The 5,145-nt window shown below is 69.2% G+C and carries 5 protein-coding genes; 2 read left to right on the forward strand and 3 right to left on the reverse strand.

What is annotated here, in order from left to right:
• Positions 1 to 320: 320 nt before the first annotated feature.
• The 3 genes from ABZ923_RS40895 to thyX form a co-directional block, all read right to left on the reverse strand.
• On the reverse strand, positions 321 to 2,006 hold the full coding sequence (locus ABZ923_RS40895) for a ribonuclease J (protein ID WP_361483395.1): 1,686 nt from the start codon (positions 2,004 to 2,006) through the stop codon (positions 321 to 323).
• Between the two features lie 155 nt (positions 2,007 to 2,161).
• Positions 2,162 to 3,061, reverse strand: a complete 900-nt coding sequence (dapA, locus tag ABZ923_RS40900; RefSeq protein WP_361483398.1) for a 4-hydroxy-tetrahydrodipicolinate synthase — start codon at positions 3,059 to 3,061, stop codon at positions 2,162 to 2,164.
• Positions 3,062 to 3,271: 210 nt separating this feature from the next.
• Complete coding sequence (thyX, locus tag ABZ923_RS40905; protein ID WP_361483400.1) at positions 3,272 to 4,021, reverse strand: FAD-dependent thymidylate synthase; 750 nt, start codon at positions 4,019 to 4,021, stop codon at positions 3,272 to 3,274.
• 175 nt (positions 4,022 to 4,196) lie between these two features.
• On the opposite strand from thyX, the gene ABZ923_RS40910 reads away from it, so the two are divergent.
• Positions 4,197 to 4,433, forward strand: a complete 237-nt coding sequence (locus ABZ923_RS40910; RefSeq protein ID WP_361483403.1) for a hypothetical protein — start codon at positions 4,197 to 4,199, stop codon at positions 4,431 to 4,433.
• Between the two features lie 91 nt (positions 4,434 to 4,524).
• Positions 4,525 to 5,079 carry a hypothetical protein gene (locus ABZ923_RS40915; protein WP_361483406.1) on the forward strand — a complete coding sequence of 185 codons (555 nt, stop codon included), beginning with the start codon at positions 4,525 to 4,527 and terminating at the stop codon, positions 5,077 to 5,079.
• The last annotated feature ends 66 nt before the right edge of the window (positions 5,080 to 5,145 follow it).

The raw sequence follows: 5,145 nt of genomic DNA on the forward strand, positions 1-5,145 counted from the left end.
AAGGAACGGTCGCTTCCTTTGTACTCACCCTCTCGGGCTTTCCTCCGGGCGCTTCCCTTCGGTCTTGCGTTTCCGACTCTATCAGATCTTTTCTCGATCCGATTTCCTCGGTGCTTTCCAGGTTCCCGCTCTCGCGTTTCCCTTTCCGGCGGCTCCGACTTTATCAGAAGTTCTGAGTCGGATTTCCCACCCGCTCCGGGCATCCATGTCCAGCACGTGAAGTGCTGGGGTTCCCGGGTGGGCGGAGCCGTAAACGTACTGGAGCGGGGCGCCCCGATGCAAATCGAGGCGCCCCGCTCCTGGTGTCCACCGACGGGTCGTCAGACCTCCACGACCACAGGCAGGATCATCGGCCTGCGGCGATACGTGTCCGAGACCCACTTGCCGAGGGTTCGGCGGATGAGCTGCTGGAGCTGATGGGGCTCCACCACGCCGTCCTGGGCCGACCGCTCCAGGACCTCCGTGATCTTCGGGAGGACGTCGGAGAAGGCCGAGTCCTCGATGCCGGAGCCGCGCGCCTGGACGTGCGGGCCGCCGGTGATCTTGCCGGTGGAGGCGTCCACGACCACGAAGACCGAGATGATGCCCTCGTCGCCGAGGATCTTGCGGTCCTTGAGCGCCGGCTCGCCGACGTCGCCGACCGAGAGCCCGTCGACGTAGACGTAACCGGCCTGGACCTTGCCGGAGATCTTGGCCTTGCCCTCGATCAGGTCGACCGCCACGCCGTCCTCGGCGATGACGATCCGGTCGTGCGGGACGCCGGTCAGGGCGCCCAGCTCGGCGTTGGCCCGCAGGTGGCGCCATTCGCCGTGGACCGGCATCAGGTTCTTCGGGCGGCAGATGTTGTAGAAGTACAGCAGCTCGCCCGCGGACGCGTGGCCGGAAACGTGCACCTTGGCGTTGCCCTTGTGGACGACGTTGGCGCCCCAGCGGGTCAGGCCGTTGATCACGCGGTAGACCGCGTTCTCGTTCCCGGGGATCAGCGAGGAGGCGAGGATGACCGTGTCGCCCTCGACGATGCGGATCTGGTGGTCGCGGTTGGCCATGCGGGACAGGGCCGCCATCGGCTCGCCCTGGGAGCCCGTGCAGACCAGGACCACCTCGTGGTCGGGCAGGTCGTCCAGCGTCTTGACGTCCACCACCAGGCCCGGCGGGACCTTCAGATAGCCCAGGTCGCGGGCGATGCCCATGTTGCGGACCATGGAGCGGCCGACGAAGGCGACCCGGCGGCCGTACTCGTGGGCCGCGTCCAGGATCTGCTGGATGCGGTGGACGTGGCTGGCGAAGCTCGCCACGATGATCCGCTTGCGGGCGCCGGCGAAGACCTGCCGCAGCACGTTGGAGATGTCGCGCTCGGGCGGGACGAAGCCCGGGACCTCCGCGTTCGTCGAGTCGGCGAGGAGGAGGTCGATGCCCTCCTCGCTCAGCCGCGCGAAGGCGTGCAGGTCGGTGAGGCGGTTGTCCAGCGGCAGCTGGTCCATCTTGAAGTCGCCGGTGTGCACCACCATGCCGGCGGGCGTGCGGATGGCGACGGCCAGGGCGTCCGGGATGGAGTGGTTGACGGCGACGAACTCGCAGTCGAAGGGACCGATGCGCTCACGGTTCCCCTCCGCCACCTCCAGGGTGTACGGACGGATCCGGTGCTCCTGGAGCTTGGCCTCGATGAGGGCGAGGGTCAGCTTGGAGCCGATCAGCGGGATGTCCGGCTTCAGGCGGAGCAGGTAGGGGACGCCGCCGATGTGGTCCTCGTGGCCGTGCGTGAGGACGATGCCCTCGATGTCGTCGAGGCGGTCCCGGACGGACGAGAAGTCCGGCAGGATCAGGTCGATTCCGGGCTGCTCCTCCTCGGGGAAGAGCACTCCGCAGTCGACGATCAGCAGGCGGCCGCCGTACTCGAAGACCGTCATGTTTCGGCCGATCTCGCCAAGGCCACCGAGCGGGGTGACCCGCAGGCCGCCCTCGGGGAGCGGCGGGGGCGGGCCGAGTTCAGGATGCGGATGACTCAAAAGACTCTCCTCACCACGCGCGCCACGTACCGGTATGGCACGTGGCGCGCATGACGTTCGTGCTGAAGCAGTTGTCGTTGTGGGGTGCGGGCACCGGTGGCCCGCCTCTTCTGTTGTTCTTCAGTTGTGAAGCTCGTGTGGTGCCAAGTCTGTAATCAGAGCTGTACCCCGCCGGCAGCAAGATCGATCTTGAGCTGGGCGATCTCCTCGGGCGAGCACTCGACCATGGGCGAGCGCAGCGGTCCGGCGGGCAGGCCCTGGAGGGCGAGCGCCGCCTTGGTGGTCATGACGCCCTGGGTACGGAACATGCCGGTGTAGACCGGGAGCAGCTTCTGGTGGATCTCGGTGGCCTTGACGACGTCGCCGGAGACGTACGCGTCCACCAGGGCGCGCAGGTCGGGGGTGACGAGGTGGCCGACGACCGAGACGAAGCCGACCGCGCCCACGGAGAGCAGCGGGAGGTTGAGCATGTCGTCGCCGGAGTACCAGGCGAGGCCGGACTGGGCGATGGCCCAGCTGGCGCGGCCGAGGTCGCCCTTGGCGTCCTTGTTGGCGACGATCCGGGGGTGCTCGGCGAGCCGGACGAGCGTCTCGGTGCTGATCGGGACGCCGCTGCGGCCGGGGATGTCGTAGAGCATGACCGGCAGACCGGTGGCGTCCGCGACGGCCGTGAAGTGCCGGTACAGACCCTCCTGCGGGGGCTTGTTGTAGTACGGCGTGACGACCAGCAGGCCGTGGGCGCCGATGCGCTCGGCCTCGCGGGCCAGCTCGATGCTGTGGTGGGTGTCGTTGGTTCCGACGCCGGCGACGACGTGGGCGCGGTCGCCGACAGCCTCCAGTACGGCTCGTACCAGGTCCGATTTCTCCGCGTCGCTGGTGGTGGGGGACTCGCCGGTGGTGCCGTTGACGATCAGGCCGTCGTTGCCTGCGTCCACCAGGTGGGTGGCGAGCCGCTGCGCGCCGTCGAGGTCGAGTGCGCCGTCCGCCGTGAAGGGCGTGACCATGGCGGTGAGGACCCGCCCGAAGGGGGTCTGCGGAGTCGAGGTCGGAGCCATGGGTAACACGCTACTCGGTGCGCGATGCGGGGTGTGCCCGTGGGGTGTCGGGAAAGTCAGGACAAAGAAGGAGCCCGGCACTGCCTGCTCGGGGGTTCAAGCAGTGCCGGGTCCGTTTGATCAGGCTAGATGAACTTCTCTAAATGCCGCAATACGGACACTTCCCCAGGCTGATCCGTACATCCGTTCCGGCAGGGGAACAAGGCTTCGTTACGGGGCCACACGCCCGTTCGCGTTGAAGGCGGCGTACGTCAGCGGCATGAGCTTCGCCCACTCCGCCTCCATCTTCTCGCCCACCATCTCGATCTCCCGCTGCGGGAAGGACGGCACCTTGGCCAGCTCGTGCTGGGTGCGCAGCCCGAGGAAGTGCATCAGGGAGCGGGCGTTGCAGGTGGCGTACATCGAGGAGTAGAGGCCGACGGGGAGGGCCGCGCGGGCGACCTCGCGGGCGACGCCGTCGGCGAGCATCTTCTGGTAGGCCGTGTACGCCTGCTCGTACGACTCGCGCAGGGCGCCGGTGACCGCCTCGTGCTGGGCCGGGGTGCCCTCGACGAAGACGTACTTGCCCGGGCGGCCCTCCTGGACGAGCTTGCGGTCGGCGCCGGGAACGTAGAAGACGGGCTCCAGCTCCCGGTAGCGGCCGGACTCCTCGTTGTAGGACCAGCCGACGCGGTGCCGCATGAACTCGCGGAAGACGAAGATCGGGGCGCTGATGAAGAAGGTCATCGAGTTGTGCTCGAACGGGCTGCCGTGCCGGTCGCGCATCAGGAAGTTGATCAGGCCCTTGGAGCGCTCGGGGTCCTTCTTCAGCTCCTCCAGGGACTGCTCGCCGGCGGTGGAGACGCGGGCGGCGAAGAGCACGTCGGCGTCCGAAGCGCTGGACTTCACCAGCTCTACGGTGACGTCACTGCGGAACGTGAGCGACTCGGGCGTGGTCACGGGGGTAGGGGTCCTTCCCATTACTTCTGTGGTTGGCGACCACCTTACGGGGGCACCCGACGGGCCCCGGACACGACCTCGCTCCTACGACGCACCGAGATTTTTTCCGACATGGGCACCTTTTGTGTCACTCGCGCGTCTGTACCGGTGAGATCTGCGTGTTCGATCACCCACCCTGAGAGGAGCGGCACACACGATGTTCCGTCGGCGCGAGCCCGTACCCTTCGCCTTCCTGGCCGAGGCGGACAGGTTCCGCAGTAATGTCACTCCCCCGCCCCGCAGGCGGGCGTCCTTCGGCGAGATAGCCGGGCGCTGGCTGCTGGGCCTCACCCTCGTCGCCGGGCTCGCCGGCGCCCTGATCCTGGGCACGCCGGCGCTCTCCACGCCGTCCGGTTCGTCGGCTCAGCAGTCCCAGGCGTCCCAGGGGCACTGAGTACTCTTCCGGACGCCCAAGGCTGGTGAGCGGGAACACGGCCGGATAGCCTCACGGCACAGCCCACGCGAGGAGCGAGTGAGGACCAGCCGTGCCCCTGCCCTTCCTGACGGCCGACCGCACCTTCGATTCGGCGGCAGAGAGTGCGCTGCCGTACGACGACCCCGACCGCTGGCGGCGCCCCTACCGGCCCGGACCCTGGCGGGTGGGGGTGGCCGCGCTGGTGCTGCTGCTCGCCTCCTTCGCGCTGTTCGCCGCGGTGCTCATCGCGCTGACCGGCTCGCTGTCCACCGCCGGGGTCGTCCTCGGCGTCGGGCTGGCGATCGTCGCCGGTGCGCTGCGGCTGCTGCGCATGGGGGTGTGGGTCAGCGGGCGCGGGCTGCGCCGTACCGGCTTGCTGGTGACGCGGACGGTGCCGTGGGCGCGGGTCGTCTCGGTGCGGACGGTCCAGCAGCCGGTGCGCTGGCTGGGGCTGCCGCGGACGGTGCAGGGCCAGGCGCTGGCGCTCGTCCGCAAGGACCGGCGGCCCGAGGACACCCCGCCGCTGCTCACCACCCACGGCCTGGACTTCCTCGGCCGCCCGCTGGCCTTCGACCGAGCCGCGGACGCGGTGGAGGCCTGGGCGGCGGAAAACGGCCGCGGCTGACACCGGACGCACAACCCGAAGGGGCCGGGCCCCCCGGGGGGGGGGCGGGCCCCGGGGCGGGGCGGG

It is taken from the genome of Streptomyces sp. NPDC046881, assembly GCF_040645015.1.
Lineage (GTDB): Bacteria > Actinomycetota > Actinomycetes > Streptomycetales > Streptomycetaceae > Streptomyces.